This window comes from Mesorhizobium sp. BR1-1-13 (genome assembly GCF_020165515.1).
In the GTDB taxonomy this organism is placed as follows: domain Bacteria; phylum Pseudomonadota; class Alphaproteobacteria; order Rhizobiales; family Rhizobiaceae; genus Mesorhizobium.
The window spans coordinates 1-14,334 of the sequence record NZ_JAIUIH010000020.1 but is presented as its reverse complement, the minus strand read 5'-3'; the positions used below and the strand labels follow the sequence as shown (position 1 = coordinate 14,334).

The 14,334-nt window shown below is 63.1% G+C and carries 12 protein-coding genes and 2 pseudogenes; 12 read left to right on the top strand and 2 right to left on the bottom strand.

What is annotated here, in order from left to right:
• Positions 1 to 32: 32 nt before the first annotated feature.
• From LB533_RS28980 to LB533_RS28925, 12 genes are all read left to right on the top strand, one after another.
• Entirely contained in the window at positions 33 to 1,079 is a 1,047-nt protein-coding gene (locus LB533_RS28980) for an ABC transporter substrate-binding protein (RefSeq protein ID WP_224678788.1), read from the top strand.
• Between the two features lie 78 nt (positions 1,080 to 1,157).
• Positions 1,158 to 3,368, top strand: a complete 2,211-nt coding sequence (locus LB533_RS28975; protein ID WP_224557134.1) for an ABC transporter permease — start codon at positions 1,158 to 1,160, stop codon at positions 3,366 to 3,368.
• Between the two features lie 13 nt (positions 3,369 to 3,381).
• Positions 3,382 to 4,491, top strand: a complete 1,110-nt coding sequence (locus tag LB533_RS28970; protein ID WP_224678787.1) for an ABC transporter ATP-binding protein — start codon at positions 3,382 to 3,384, stop codon at positions 4,489 to 4,491.
• 238 nt (positions 4,492 to 4,729) lie between these two features.
• Entirely contained in the window at positions 4,730 to 5,938 is a 1,209-nt protein-coding gene (locus tag LB533_RS28965; protein ID WP_140498402.1) for an ABC transporter substrate-binding protein, read from the top strand.
• A complete protein-coding gene (locus LB533_RS28960) occupies positions 5,935 to 6,735 on the top strand; it encodes an ABC transporter ATP-binding protein (RefSeq protein WP_181169469.1) in 801 nt (266 codons plus the stop codon). The genes LB533_RS28965 and LB533_RS28960 overlap by 4 nt, the downstream gene beginning before the upstream one ends.
• On the top strand, positions 6,728 to 7,432 hold the full coding sequence (locus LB533_RS28955) for an ABC transporter ATP-binding protein (protein WP_224678786.1): 705 nt from the start codon (positions 6,728 to 6,730) through the stop codon (positions 7,430 to 7,432). The genes LB533_RS28960 and LB533_RS28955 overlap by 8 nt, the downstream gene beginning before the upstream one ends.
• A gap of 7 nt (positions 7,433 to 7,439) precedes the next feature.
• Positions 7,440 to 8,327 (top strand): branched-chain amino acid ABC transporter permease, encoded by an 888-nt coding sequence (locus LB533_RS28950; RefSeq protein ID WP_140498405.1) that lies wholly within the window; start codon positions 7,440 to 7,442, stop codon positions 8,325 to 8,327.
• Position 8,328: 1 nt separating this feature from the next.
• Positions 8,329 to 9,306: a branched-chain amino acid ABC transporter permease gene (locus tag LB533_RS28945; RefSeq protein ID WP_224678785.1), complete on the top strand. Its 978-nt coding sequence runs from the start codon at positions 8,329 to 8,331 to the stop codon at positions 9,304 to 9,306.
• Between the two features lie 226 nt (positions 9,307 to 9,532).
• A complete protein-coding gene (locus LB533_RS28940) occupies positions 9,533 to 10,615 on the top strand; it encodes an ABC transporter ATP-binding protein (RefSeq protein WP_224678811.1) in 1,083 nt (360 codons plus the stop codon).
• 38 nt (positions 10,616 to 10,653) lie between these two features.
• Complete coding sequence (locus LB533_RS28935) at positions 10,654 to 11,979, top strand: ABC transporter substrate-binding protein (RefSeq protein ID WP_224678784.1); 1,326 nt, start codon at positions 10,654 to 10,656, stop codon at positions 11,977 to 11,979.
• Positions 11,980 to 12,124: 145 nt separating this feature from the next.
• Complete coding sequence (locus tag LB533_RS28930) at positions 12,125 to 13,024, top strand: carbohydrate ABC transporter permease (protein ID WP_411908888.1); 900 nt, start codon at positions 12,125 to 12,127, stop codon at positions 13,022 to 13,024.
• A gap of 1 nt (position 13,025) precedes the next feature.
• Entirely contained in the window at positions 13,026 to 13,919 is an 894-nt protein-coding gene (locus LB533_RS28925; RefSeq protein WP_140642448.1) for a carbohydrate ABC transporter permease, read from the top strand.
• 10 nt (positions 13,920 to 13,929) lie between these two features.
• Here LB533_RS28925 and LB533_RS30245 read toward each other — a convergent pair.
• A pseudogene (locus tag LB533_RS30245) lies at positions 13,930 to 14,041 on the bottom strand (enolase C-terminal domain-like protein); the annotation flags it as partial.
• A 45-nt stretch (positions 14,042 to 14,086) separates the two neighbouring features.
• Positions 14,087 to 14,334: pseudogene (locus LB533_RS28920) on the bottom strand (hypothetical protein); the annotation flags it as partial.

The following is a 14,334-nucleotide window of genomic DNA, read 5'->3' as shown; positions in this document are numbered from 1 at the left end:
AATTCCAAAGAGCATGAAGGGAGGAATTATCGATGAAAGGTCCATTTGATCGCAGACAAGGCAGGACATGGCTTGGCCTAGCGGCGCTGGCCATTTTCGGGCTGGCCGGGGGCGCCCATGCGGCGGATCGCAACCTGGTGATGTATTGCGGCGTCGACGAGGCCTGGTGCCGGGCCATGGCCACGACCTACCAGAAGGAAACCGGCGTCAGCGTCGACATGACCCGCATGAGCGCCGGCGAGATCTACGCGCGCCTGCGGGCCGAGAAGGACAATCCGCAAGCCGATATCTGGTGGGGCGGCACGGGCGACCCGCATCTTCAGGCGGCGGAAGAAGGTCTCACCCAGGAATACAAGTCGCCGCAGCTGGCGAACCTGCGCGACTGGGCGCTGAGGCAGGCCGAACGGGCCAAGAACCGCACCGTCGGCATCTATCTTGGCGCGCTTGGCTACGGCTACAACGAGGAAGACCTGAAACAGCGCGGCCTGACGGCGCCGGCCTGCTGGGCGGATCTGGTCAAGCCCGATTTCCAGGGCGAGATCGAGATGGCCGATCCCAATTCCTCGGGTACTGCCTGGACGATGCTGGCGACAATCGTCCAGCTGATGGGCGAGGACAAGGCTTTCGACTATCTCAAGCAGCTCAACAAGAACATCGCCGAATACACCAAGGCGGGCGCCGCACCCGCGCTCGCCGTGGGCAAGGGCGAGACGCTGGTCGGCATTTCCTTCCAGCACGACGTCCTCAACGCCGCCAAGCAGAATCCGGCCGTCAAGGTGGTCTCGCCCTGTGAAGGCACCGGCTTCGAGATCGGGTCGATGAGCATTGTTGCCGGGGCCAAGCATATCGACGAGGCGCGGAAATTCTACGACTGGGCGCTGACGCCAGACGCGCAGAAACTGGCGGCTCCGAACGGCAGCTACCAGATCCCGTCGAACACGGGCACCCCGGTGCCGCCCGAGGCGCCGGACCTCAGCAAGATCAAGCTGATCGACTATGACTTCGCCAAATATGGATCATCAGCGGAGCGCAAGCGGCTGTTGAAGAAATTCACCGATGAGGTCCGCAACGGCGGCTGATCTGGTCCGCATGGCCGATCCGCCGGCTGCCTGCGGGGCAGCCGGCGGAACCCCGACCATACCGAAGGAAGATGTCGAATGGCACGGGCTTCGCCCTATCCCATGGCCAATGACCTCCCGGGGCGCAGTGCCGCCGGATGGCTGGCGCTGGCATGGGCGAGCTTCATTGTGCTGCCATGGTACAAAGTCGAAGGCGGCTTGCTTTCCTTTGACTGGCTGGCGCGTCCGGCGGAGGCGGCACCAGCGATCCTGCTGTCGCTGAACGGCCGGCTCTGGCTGCTTCCCTTGATCCTGCCACTTCTCCTGGCAAGCTGGCTCGTCGCGCGCCGGAACCTCCCCGGCCTGGCGACGGCGGGCGCAGCCGGCCTCGCCTGGCTGGCGATCGAGGGTTTTTCCATCATCCATTCGGGTTGGGGGTTTGCCTGGCTTGGGCATCTCGCCAGTACGCCTGGGCCGGTGCAGCCGGGGCTCGGCTGGGGTGCCGTGCTGTACGCGGTGGCGATGCTGATGTTCATCGCCGAGGCGCTGGCCGCGCGTGGCTGGTGCAAAGGCGATCGCTTTGTCGTCGGCTCGCTGCTGGTCGTGATCGCTTCGCTGATCCTGTTCGTGGCCTATCCGCTGTTGTCGATCCTCGCTTCCGCCATCGAGGACAATGACGGCAATATCGTGCCGGCCCTGTTTGCCGAAAAGCTGTTCAGTGCCAACATCTGGAGCCTGCGCTGCCTCTACGGCGACGGTTCCTGCGGCGTGGCGTGGAATACGGCGGCGATCGCGGTGCTGGTCGGATTCTTCTGCACGGCGCTGGGCCTGGCGCTGGCGCTGATTGCGCTGCGCACCAGGCTGCCTGCCAAATGGCTGCTGCGCGGCCTCTCCATCCTGCCGATCATCACGCCGCCTTTCGTCATCGGCCTGGCGCTGATCCTGTTGTTCGGTCGGGCCGGCATCGTCACCAACCTTTTGTCCGAACATCTCGGTATTCCGCGCAGCCGCTGGATCTACGGCATGGCCGGCATCACCATCGCGCAAGTGCTGGCCTTCACGCCGATCGCCTTCCTGGTCCTGGCCGGCGTGCTGCAGGGCGTCAGCCCGAGCATGGAGGAGGCCTCGCAGACCTTGCGCGCCAGCCGTTGGCGCACTTTCAGCACAATCACCTGGCCGCTGATCCGCCCGGGGCTGGCCAGCGCCTTCCTGATCTCGTTCATCGAGAGCATGGCCGACTTTGCCAACCCGCTGGTGCTGGGCGGCAACTTCAACGTGCTGTCGACGGACATCTTCTTTGCGGTGGTGGGCGCTGCGCATGATCAAGGCCGTGCGGCGGTGCTGGCGATCGTGCTTCTGGGATTCACGCTCGCCGCTTTCGTCATCCAGCGCCGCTGGATCGGCAGCCGCAGCTACGTCACCGTCGCCGGCAAGGGCGATGGCGGTGTGCCGGCCACGCTGCCCAAGGGCTTGCGCATCGGCTGCTACGCCGCCGTCATTCCCTGGTTGCTTCTGACCGTCGTGGTCTATGGCATCATCCTGGGCGGCGGCTTCGTGCAATCGATCGGCCGCGACAACACGCCGACTCTCGAATATTTCCTCACCGCTTTCTCCGTCGAGAAAGGCGTCAATGGCTGGTTCCTGAGCGGGTCGGCCTGGCCGTCGCTGCTGATGACCATCGGCCTTGCGCTGGTGGCGATGCCGTTCACCGCCGCGCTCGGCATCCTGACCGCCTATCTGCTCGACCGGCAGCATTTCGCCGGGCGCACGATGTTCGAATTCCTCGCCATGATGAGCTTTGCCATTCCCGGCACGGTCGTCGGCGTCAGCTATATCCTCGCCTTCAACGTGCCGCCGGTGCAGTTGACCGGCACCGGACTGATCATCGTCATCTCGTTCATCTTCCGCAATATGCCGGTGGCGATCCGTGCGGGCCTCGCCAATCTTGGGCAGATCGACAAGAGCCTGGACGAGGCATCGCTAACACTGGGGGCGCGTTCCTTCGCCACCTTGCGGCGGGTGATCCTGCCGATCCTGAAGCCGGCTATCGTGACCGCGATGATCTACAGTTTCGTGCGTGCGGTGACCGCGGTCAGCGCCGTCATCTTCCTGGCGACCGGCCGCTTCAATCTCGCCACCGTCTACATTGTCGGGCGAGCCGATGTCGGCGAATACGGCATCGCCATCGTCTATTCGGCGGTGCTGATCGTCGTCATGATGATCATTCTGATCGGCATCCAGCTGCTGGTCGGGGAACGCCGGCTTGGCCGGCGCCGGGCCGAAGCGCAAGCCGTCGTGGCACCAATCTGATCGGGAGAAGCGTATGGATCAAACGGCGAAGAACGCTGCCCCCGGCGTGGTGGACAGACCGGCAGTGCGTTTCGAGGGCGTCACCAAGAAATACGGCGCCGTCACTGCCGTCGACAATGTCAGCTTCGACATCGCACCGGCCAGCCTGGTGACGCTGCTTGGACCCTCCGGCTGCGGCAAGACGACGACGCTCAGGCTGATTGCCGGGCTGGAGCACGCAAGCCACGGGCGCATCGCCATCGACGGCAAGGACGTCACTTTGCTGTCAGCCGCCGAGCGCGACGTCAGCATGGTCTTCCAGTCCTATGCGCTGTTCCCGCACATGAACGTCATGGAAAATGTCAGCTACGGCCTGCGGGCGACGGGGCTCGGCAAGGTCGAGGCCGCAGGGCGCGCCGCCGAGAAGCTGGCACAGGTCGGCCTGTCCGGCTACGAGAAGCGCCTGCCGAGCGAACTTTCGGGCGGCCAACAGCAGCGCGTGGCCGTGGCGCGCGCCATCGTGCTGGAGCCGAAGGTGCTTTTGTTCGACGAGCCGCTGTCCAATCTCGATGCCAAGCTGCGCCGGCGCGTGCGCGATGAAATCCGCGGTCTTCAGCAGGACCTCGCGCTGACCGTGGTCTATGTGACGCATGACCAGGAAGAGGCGCTGGCCGTGTCCGATCGCATCATCGTCATGAACGCTGCCCGCGTCGCTCAGGACGGGACCCCGCGCGACCTCTACAACGAACCCAGGAACTCTTTCATCGCCGATTTCATGGGCGACGCCAACCTGCTCGATGTCGAGGTTCTCGCCAGCAATGGGACGAATGCCGAGGTAAAAGTCGGGCCGCTGCGGCTCGACATGCGGCATCGTGGCATCGCGGCGGGGCCGGCGGTGCTGGCCGTCCGGCCGAATGCCGTGCGCCTCGTCGCCGGCCAGCCGGCAGCCGGCGGGATGAGAGGGCGCGTGGTGAAGAGTTCTTATCTCGGCGACCACATGGAATACCGCGTCGCGATAGACGATCCGGCGGTCGAGCTGTTCGCGACATCGCCGGTCGTCACACCCGCCCTCCCGGAAGGCAGCGTCGTCGCGGTCGATTTCGATCCGGCAAAGATCGTGCTGATAGCGCGCGACAAGTCCTAGCCAGCAGCGCACACCGCTACCGGTGCGCCTGATACGAAAATAGTGGTTCTCGACGTTCCATGTCGATGTTACGAATCTCTGTGCATTCCGAATGTGCGCTTGTGACCATGTGTCCTGGCACGTTGGAGCTGTGGCGAGCACAGGACGTATTCTTCACGCGGGACCAGACGGTGCACTCGAGGCCGTCACAGGGCCGCAATGGGCGTTTTCGACAGTGGCCACAAGGGAGGAAATACCAGTGAAAGCATCCTATCTCATCTCAGCCGCGCTGCTTGTGGGGACCGCGATGCCAGCGGCAGCAGCCGAAATTTCCGACGGCAAGGTCAAGATCGGCATCCTCAACGACCAGTCGGGTGTCTATGCCGATTTCGGCGGCAAATGGTCCGTCGAGGCGGCCAAGATGGCTGTCGAGGATTTCGGCGGCAAGGTCCAGAATGCGCCTATCGAGGTCATCAGCGCCGACCACCAGAACAAGCCGGACATCGCCTCCAACATCGCGCGCCAGTGGTACGACACCGAGCAGGTCGATGCCATAATGGAACTGACCACCTCCTCGGTGGCGCTCGCCGTGCAGGGACTTTCCAAGGAAAAGAAGAAGATCGACATCGTCACCGGCGCGGCTGCGACCGACCTGACCGGCAAGCAGTGCTCGCCCTATGGTTTCCATTGGGCCTACGACACCCATTCCCAGGCCGTCGGCACAGGCGGTGCCCTGGTGCAGCAAGGCGGCGACAGCTGGTATTTCATCACCGTCGACTACGCCTTCGGCTATTCGCTCGAGGAGCAGACCGCCAAGCTCGTCAAGGATCGCGGCGGCAAGGTGCTTGGTGAAGTGCGCTATCCGCTCGGCTCGACCGACTACTCATCTTTCCTGCTGCAGGCGCAATCCTCCGGCGCCAAGATCGTCGGCCTTGCCAATGCCGGTCTCGACACTTCCAACTCGATCAAGCAGGCGGCCGAATTCGGCATCGTCGCCGGCGGCCAGCGGCTCGCGGCCCTTCTATTCACGCTGGCCGAAGTGCATGGCCTCGGCTTGCAGGCGGCCCAGGGCGTCGTGCTGACCGAAGGCTATTACTGGGATCGCGACGACAAGAGCCGCGAGTTCGCCAACCGCTTCTTCAAACGCACCGGCAGGATGCCGAACATGATCCAGGCCGGGACCTATTCGGCGGTGTCGCAGTATCTCAAGGCCATCGACAAGGCCGGCACCGACGAAACCGAAGCGGTGGCCAAGGAATTGCATTCGATGCCGGTCAATGACGTCTTCACCGCCAACGGCAAGGTGCAAGCCGACGGCTCCATGGTGCATGACATGTACCTGTATCAGGTCAAGAAGCCCGAGGAGAGCAAGAAGGATTGGGACTACTACACCTATCTTGCGACCATTCCGGGCGACCAGGCCTTCATGAAGGCCACGGATAGCGGCTGCCCGCTCGTCAGCAAGTGACGACGGCAACCGCCGCGGCCGTCAGGCCTGACGGCGATGTGACCGTGCCGCGGGTGGTGCTTTCCGCCCGCGGCCTCAGGCGCGATTTCGCCGGGTTCGTTGCGGTGAAGGATGTCGATCTCGACGTTCATCACGGCAGGATTCACGCCTTGATCGGGCCGAACGGCGCCGGCAAGACCACGATTTTCAACCTTTTGACCAAGTTCCTCCAGCCGACCAGCGGCACGATCGAACTGCTCGGCACCGATATTACCCGGACACCGCCGGCCAGGGTGGCGCGGATGGGCCTCGTGCGCTCGTTCCAGATATCGGCGATCTTTCCGCATCTGAGCGTGCTCGACAATGTGCGCGTCGCGCTGCAGCGGCCAGGCGGGCTGGGCTTCCAGTTCTGGCGCCCGCTTTCGGCGCTCGACCAACTGACGCCGCGGGCGCGCGAACTTCTCGGCACGGTCGGCCTCGACGACGCGGCGCACCGGCTCGCCGGCGATCTCTCCTATGGCCGCAAGCGCGTGCTCGAGATCGCCACCACGCTGGCACTCGATCCAAAGGTGCTGCTGCTCGACGAGCCGATGGCCGGCATGGGGCACGAGGATGTCAGCATGATCTCCGGGATCATCCGCGCCTTGGCCCGCGATCGGGCCGTGCTCATGGTAGAGCACAATCTGACCGTCGTTGCCGATCTTTGCGACTGGATCACCGTGATGCAGCGCGGCAAGGTGCTCGCCGCAGGCGACTATCCGACGGTCAGCCAGGATGAACGCGTCCGGATAGCCTATATGGGAACCGAGCATGAGTGAGCCGCTGCTTGCCGTGCGCGATCTGCATGCCTGGTACGGCGAGGGCCACGCGCTGCACGGCGTCGACCTCGATGTGTTCCGCGGCGAAACCGTGACGCTGCTTGGCCGGAACGGCGTCGGCAAGACCACGACGCTGCGCGCCATCATGGGGCTGATCCGCAAGCGCACCGGCAGTGTCGTCTTCAACGGCAACGACTTGATCGGCCTGCCCTTGCACCGTGTCGCCCACCAAGGCATCGGTTTCGTTCCCGAGGAGCGCGGCATCTTCGCCACGCTGACAGTCGACGAGAACCTGATCCTGCCGCCGGTGGTGGCCGAGGGCGGCATGAGCGTCGAGGAGATCTTCGAGCTCTTCCCCAACCTGAAGGAGCGCCGTAACAGCCCGGGCACCAGGCTATCCGGCGGCGAGCAGCAGATGCTGGCGATCGCCCGCATCCTGAGGACGGGTGTCCGGATGCTGCTCCTCGACGAGCCGACCGAAGGCCTGGCGCCGGTCATCGTCCAACGCATCGGCGAATTGCTTGCGACGTTGAAGAAGCGCGGCATGACGATCCTGCTCGTGGAGCAGAATTTCCGCTTCGCCGCCCGCATTGCCGACCGCTTCTACCTGATGGAGCACGGCAAGGTGCTGAGCGGGTTTCCGGTCGGCGAACTGGCCGCCCACGACGCTCAACTGCACGAGGTGCTCGGAGTATGATGGCGCCATGACGATGATCTTCGGCATCCCCATCCAGGCCTTTCTCGGGCAGTTGCTGGTCGGGCTGATCAACGGTTCCTTCTACGCGATGCTGAGCCTTGGCCTCGCCGTCATCTTCGGCCTGCTGCGCATCATCAATTTTGCCCACGGCGCGCTCTACATGCTTGGCGCCTTCATCGGCTATCTGCTGCTTGTCCATCTCGGCATCGGCTATTGGCCGGCGCTGATCCTGGTGCCGCTCGCCGTCGGGCTGTTCGGCATTGTGGTCGAGCGTGCAGCGCTCTCGCGGCTCTACCAGCTCGACCCTCTCTACGGCCTGCTCTTCACCTTCGGCCTGGCCTTGGTCATCGAGGGCGTCTTTCGGTATTATTACGGCGTCTCGGGAAATCCCTATGCCGTGCCGGCGCTGCTTGCGGGCGGCACCAATCTCGGCTTCATGTTCCTGCCCAACTATCGCGGCTGGGTGGTGCTGGCATCGCTTCTCGTCTGCCTGGGCACATGGCTTTTGATCGAGAAGACCAGGCTTGGTTCCTATCTGCGCGCCGCGACCGAAAACCCAGAACTGGTCCAGGCTTTCGGCGTCAACGTGCCACTGCTTTTGACACTCACCTACGGACTGGGCGCCGCACTTGCCGGGCTTGCCGGGATCCTGGCGGCTCCCGTCTACCAGGTCAGTCCGCTGATGGGGTCGGATCTGATCATCGTCGTCTTCGCCGTCGTCGTGGTCGGCGGCATGGGCTCGATCCTGGGCGCCATCGTCACCGGCTACATGCTCGGCCTTGCGGAGGGCCTGACCAAGGTATTCTATCCCGAGGCGTCGAACCTTGTCGTCTTCGTCATCATGGCGATCGTGCTTCTGCTGCGGCCGGCCGGCCTGTTTGGAAGGGACGCCTGAGATGAGCGAGTTGACGCTTCACGAAAAGCGCGCCGCGGCCTCCGTGCGGCTGGAACGAGCCCTGGTGGCGCTGGCGGTATTGGCGCTCATCGCCGCGCCGTTCTTCGTCTACCCGTTCTTCCTCATGAAGATGCTGTGCTTTGCGCTGTTTGCCTGCGCCTTCAACCTGTTGCTCGGCTACACCGGCCTGCTGTCCTTCGGCCACGCGACCTTCTTCGGCGGCGCAGCCTATTTCTGCGCGCATGCCGTCAAGGTATGGGGCTGGCCGCCGGAGGCAGGCATTCTGCTGGGTACCGCCGGCGCGGCGCTGCTCGGTCTGGTCATGGGCTTCTTTGCCATCCGCCGGCAAGGCATCTATTTCGCCATGATCACGCTGGCGCTGGCGCAGATGTTCTTTTTCTTCTGCGTGCAGGCACCGTTCACGCAAGGCGAGGATGGCATCCAGGGCGTTCCGCGCGGCAACCTCTTCGGCATCATCGATTTGAACGCCACGGTCAACATGTACTATGTCGTGCTGGCCATCTTCCTGATCGGCGTCTTCGCCATTTGGCGGATCGTCAACTCACCCTTCGGAATGATCCTGCGCTCGATCCGCGAGAACGAGAACCGCGCCATCTCGCTCGGCTATTCCGTCGCCAAATACAAACTCGCCGCTTTCGTCATGTCGGCCGCGCTAGCCGGGCTTGCCGGCGCGGTCAAGGCAATCGTGTTCCAGTTCGCGACGCTCACCGACGTGACATGGCAGATGTCGGGCGAGGTGATCCTGATGTCGCTGCTTGGCGGCATCGGTACCATGGTTGGGCCGGTCGTCGGCGCCGGCTTCGTCGTCGGCCTTGAAAACACACTCGCCACCTCAGGCTTTCCGGTGACCATCGCCACCGGCCTGATATTCATGGTCTGCGTGCTTGTCTTCCGGCGCGGCATCGTCGGCGAATTCCATGCGCGGCTGCCCAGGCCGGCGGACGGTGCAAGTGGTTGATATCCATCCTGCGGCCGATCTCCCTGCTGTCTCCAGCCATGTGGTGGACAGTCCGTGAGCAACCGGGAATGCAGCCTGGATGTTTATCGAAGCGCCTGCTTTACAGGCAGGTTTGGTAGCGCTACCGTCGCCGTGTCGCGTGACCACATGGAGGTTGGAGGCCGTCGCCGGGAGAGGTCAACGGTTCCTTCGAAGACGTCGCGGGAATCGTTCGGGAGGAGGATCGATGGCGTCTGTCGCGATTAGCGAGGTTTACAAATCATTCGGAACCGTCGAGGTTCTGCACGGCGTCAGCGTGAACATCGACGACGGCGAATTCGTCACGCTGGTCGGGCCGTCGGGTTGCGGGAAATCAACCCTGCTCAGGATGATCGCGGGCCTGGAAAAGATTTCGCGGGGCCAGATCGCGATCGGCGAGCGTGTCGTCAACAACGTTGCGCCGAAGGAACGCGACGTCGCCATGGTCTTCCAGAACTATGCGCTGTACCCGCATATGACCGTCGCCGAGAACATGGCGTTCTCGCTCATGCTCAAGGGCGTTTCGAAGGCTGAGAGCGGCGCCGGCGTTCAGCGCGCTGCGGAGATTCTGGGGCTCGTGCCGCTGCTGGCGCGCTATCCCCGCCAGCTTTCCGGCGGACAGCGCCAGCGGGTTGCCATGGGGCGGGCGATCGTGCGCGATCCGGCGGTTTTCCTGTTCGACGAGCCGCTGTCCAATCTTGACGCCAAGCTCAGGGTGCAGATGCGCGCCGAGATCAAGGAACTGCACCAGCGCCTGAAAACCACGACGGTCTATGTTACCCACGACCAGATCGAAGCCATGACCATGGCAGACAAGATCGTGGTCATGCACGACGGCATCGTCGAGCAGATCGGGCCGCCGCTGGAACTCTACGACAGGCCGGACAATCTCTTCGTCGCCAGTTTCATCGGCTCGCCCGCCATGAATTTGCTGCGGGGCGAAATCGCGACGGACGGGTCGCCGTCCTTTCGGGGCGCGGGCGGAATTTCCGTGCCGTTGGACGCAGCATCGTCCGTCAAAGGCGGCGAGCCGGTGGTGCTGGGTATACGGCCCGAGCATTTGCGGCTGTCCGATCAGGGCATTGCGGTCACCATCGCGGTCATCGAGCCGACCGGGTCGGAGGTACAGCTCATCGGCCGGACAGCCGGCGGTGAAGAGATCGTGGCCAACTTCCGGGAACGTCATTCCTTCACGCCGGGCGAAACCATCCGGCTCACCGCCGAACCCGGGCTCATTCATCTCTTCCACGGCGAAACCGGGCAGCGGCTTCAAACGCGCAGCAAGCTGTAGAGACCAAAGGGCAAGAGAAACAAACAGGAGGAACGAGCATGAAATTCACCAGACGTGATGTGATCCGCACGACGGCCGGCGCCGCTGCTGGCGTTTTGGGAAGCCGCTTCGCCGGCTCCCCGGCATTCGCCCAGGAAGGCCTGAAGTATAAGCCGGAGGACGGTGCGAAGCTCAGGCTTCTGCGCTGGTCGCCTTTCGTGCAGGGCGACGAGGACCAGTGGCTGAAAAACACCAAGCGGTTCACCGAAGCGACGGGCGTGGAGGTGCGTGTCGACAAGGAAAGCTGGGAAGACATCCGTCCCAAGGCAGCGGTCGCCGCCAATGTCGGTTCAGGTCCGGATCTGATGTTCGTCTGGTTCGACGACCCGCATCAGTATCCCGACAAGCTGCATGACGTGACGGAACTGGGCGAGTATCTGGGCTCGAAATATGGCGGCTGGCACGACGGACCAAAGCAATATGCGACCCGGGAAGGCAAATTCATCGGCCTGCCGCTGGCCACCATCGGAAACGCCATCGTCTATCGGGAAAGCTGGGTAAAAGAGGCCGGTTTTTCGGAGTTCCCCAAGGACACGAAAGGCTTCCTCGAACTTTGCAAGACCCTGCAGGCGAAGGGGCATCCGGCCGGCTTCACGCACGGCCATGGTGTCGGCGACGGCAACAACTATGCGCACTGGCTGCTGTGGAGCCATGGCGGCCAGATGGTCGACGAGAGCGGCAAGGTGACGATCAACAGCCCCGAGACCCTCAAGGCGATCGAATACGCTCAGGAACTCTACAAGACTTTTATCCCCGGCACCGAAAGCTGGCTCGACGTCAACAACAATCGCGCCTTCCTGGCTGGCGAACTCAGTGTGATCGCCAATGGCATTTCCGCCTACAACACGGCCAAGATCAACAAGGACAATGATCCGAAGCTGGCAGAAATGGCCAAGGACATACGCACCACCAACCTGCCGATCGGTCCTGTCGGCAAATCCGTCGAACTGTTCCAGGTGACCACGGCCGTCATCTTCGACTACACGCCCTACCCCAACGCGGCCAAAGCCTATCTGCAATTCATGTTCGAGGACCCGCAAATGCCGGACTGGATCACCTCCTCGGCGGGCTACTGCTGCCAGACGCTCAAGGCGTTCGACAACAATCCGGTGTGGACAGCCGACCCGAACAATGCCGCTTATGCCAAGGCATCGGCAACGCTGCGGCCCAACGGCTATGCCGGCCCGCTCGGCTATGCCTCGGCGGCGACCATGGCCGACTATGTCCTGGTCGACATGTTCGCCAAGGCCGTCACGGGACAGGCCACGCCCCAGGAGGCAATGGAAGAGGCGGAGAAGCGCGCAAACCGGTATTATCGCGTTTGATCCATGCCAGCTGAGCCTGGCGGCTCTGCCCCGCGCTATCGGACCCTCCGGAAGCGCAGGGCGGCCGCCAGGCCGATCAACGAGAACCTTGCAGGGAGCCCGCCCCATGGCCGTGCCGTCCGTCGCCGCTCAGCCGCGTTCCTCGATGCTGTCGCGCCTGGCCGAGAGCAGGAACGCGCTTGGCTTCGGCTTCATGCTGCCGGCGGCGGCATTGCTGCTTGTCTTCCTGACCTATCCGCTTGGGCTTGGCGTCTGGCTCGGCTTCACCGATGCCCGCATCGGCCGTCCCGGCATCTTCATCGGCATCGAGAACTATGAATATCTGTGGAGCGACGCCGTCTTCTGGCTCGCCGTCTTCAATACCCTGCTCTACACCGTCAGCGCCTCGATCCTGAAATTCGCGCTCGGCCTCTGGCTGGCGCTCATCCTCAACCAGAACCTTCCCTTCAAATCGTTCTTCCGCGCGATTGTCCTGCTGCCGTGGGTGGTGCCGACCGTGCTCTCGGCAATCGCCTTCTGGTGGATTTACGATTCCCAGTTCTCGATCCTGTCCTGGGCGCTCCAGCAGATGGGCCTGATCGACCACCGCATCAATTTCCTCGGCGATCCGCAGAACGCACGCGCTTCGGTGATTGCGGCCAATGTCTGGCGCGGCATCCCTTTCGTGGCCATCACGCTGCTTGCCGGCTTGCAGACGATCCCCCAATCGCTTTACGAGGCCGCCACGCTCGATGGCGCCAACCGATGGCAATTGTTTCGCCATGTGACGCTGCCGCTGCTCACCCCCATCATCGCCATCACCATGACGTTCTCGGTGCTGTTCACCTTCACGGATTTCCAGCTGATCTATGTGCTGACCCGCGGCGGACCGGTAAATGCCACCCATCTGATGGCGACGCTGTCGTTCCAGCGCGGCATTTCGGGCGGCCAGCTCGGCGAGGGCGCCGCGATCGCGGTCGCCATGATCCCATTCCTCCTTGCCGCGATCCTGTTCAGTTATTTCGGCTTGCAGCGCCGCAAATGGCAGCAGGGGGGCGGAGACTGACATGGCTGCGACCAGGAAGACAAAACAGCCGCAGCTCGACGAAGGCGGCATGGGCTATTTGCAGAGCGTGCCGCGTCGTGTGGTGACGGTCTATCTCCCCCTACTCGTGTTCGTCATCGTGCTTTTGTTCCCGTTCTACTGGATGACGATCACAGCGGTTAAGCCCAATGTCGAAATGACCGACTATGCCAATTTCAACCCGCTTTGGGTCGTGCATCCGACGTTGGAGCACATCCGCTATCTTCTCTTCGAGACGTCCTATCCGGGCTGGCTACTCAACACGATCATCATCTCGACCGCCGCCACTTTCCTGTCGCTGGCGGCGTCGGTTTTCGCGGCCTATGCGATCGAGCGGCTGCGGTTCTCCGGGGCACGGCAGGTCGGCCTCGCGGTGTTCCTCGCCTATCTCGTGCCGCCCTCGATACTGTTCATCCCCTTATCGGTGATGGTGTTCAATCTCGGGCTTTACGACACACCCTTCGCACTCATCCTCACCTACCCGACCTTCCTGATCCCCTTCTGCACCTGGCTGCTGATGGGTTACTTCCGCTCCATCCCCTTCGAACTGGAAGAATGCGCGCTCATCGACGGGGCAAGCCGCTGGCAGATCCTGAGCAAGATCGTGCTGCCCCTGTCGGTGCCCGGCCTGATCTCGGCGGGCATATTCGCATTCACCCTGTCATGGAACGAATTCATCTATGCCTTGACGTTCATTCAGTCGTCCGAAAACAAGACCGTGCCGGTCGGGGTGCTCACCGAACTCGTCCGCTCCGACGTCTATGAGTGGGGTGCCCTGATGGCGGGCGCGCTGATCGGATCCCTGCCGGTCGTCGTGCTCTATTCGTTCTTCGTCGAGCACTACGTCTCCTCGATGACCGGCGCGGTGAAGGAATAGCGCCCCTGCCGCGCTCGCAGAGCGCGATCGGGATCGACGTATTGAAGGCAAGCGTGGGCGTGGCTCGCGATATCGTCGTACCAGAGCGGCTCCTCGAACCAACAAATATCGAGATCACGAGCGCGCATCAGCCATTGGCCTCATCGACGTTCTCTTGCGCACCCGATCTAAACGCGCGCCGCACGCGGTGGGATCGAGGCAACGCTATTTGCATACGCGGCTGTCTGATATCTGGCAGCAGCATTTCCTCGTACCGGGAAGGGTTCTGTGTCCGCCTGTGCGGATGCGCTGCCTGCGTGATCGGAAAAGAGCTTCCAGCGGCCCGGGCGGAACGCTACCCGGCTCTTCTGCGCGGCGGGATGGTCGACGGGCAGCTCGATCTCGACGCGCTGGCGTTCGCCGCCGATCTCGAGTT

Bases quoted from the DNA above. Each gene is read 5' to 3' on its own strand.
- LB533_RS28970 (WP_224678787.1), top strand. From the start codon at position 3,382: ATGGATCAAACGGCGAAGAACGCTGCCCCCGGCGTGGTGGACAGACCG.
- LB533_RS28945 (WP_224678785.1), top strand. From the start codon at position 8,329: ATGAGCGAGTTGACGCTTCACGAAAAGCGCGCCGCGGCCTCCGTGCGG.
- LB533_RS28955 (WP_224678786.1), top strand. From the start codon at position 6,728: ATGAGTGAGCCGCTGCTTGCCGTGCGCGATCTGCATGCCTGGTACGGC.
- LB533_RS28975 (WP_224557134.1), top strand. From the start codon at position 1,158: ATGGCACGGGCTTCGCCCTATCCCATGGCCAATGACCTCCCGGGGCGC.
- LB533_RS28935 (WP_224678784.1), top strand. From the start codon at position 10,654: ATGAAATTCACCAGACGTGATGTGATCCGCACGACGGCCGGCGCCGCT.
- LB533_RS28930 (WP_411908888.1), top strand. From the start codon at position 12,125: ATGCTGTCGCGCCTGGCCGAGAGCAGGAACGCGCTTGGCTTCGGCTTC.
- LB533_RS28980 (WP_224678788.1), top strand. From the start codon at position 33: ATGAAAGGTCCATTTGATCGCAGACAAGGCAGGACATGGCTTGGCCTA.
- LB533_RS28925 (WP_140642448.1), top strand. From the start codon at position 13,026: ATGGCTGCGACCAGGAAGACAAAACAGCCGCAGCTCGACGAAGGCGGC.
- LB533_RS28950 (WP_140498405.1), top strand. From the start codon at position 7,440: ATGACGATGATCTTCGGCATCCCCATCCAGGCCTTTCTCGGGCAGTTG.
- LB533_RS28940 (WP_224678811.1), top strand. From the start codon at position 9,533: ATGGCGTCTGTCGCGATTAGCGAGGTTTACAAATCATTCGGAACCGTC.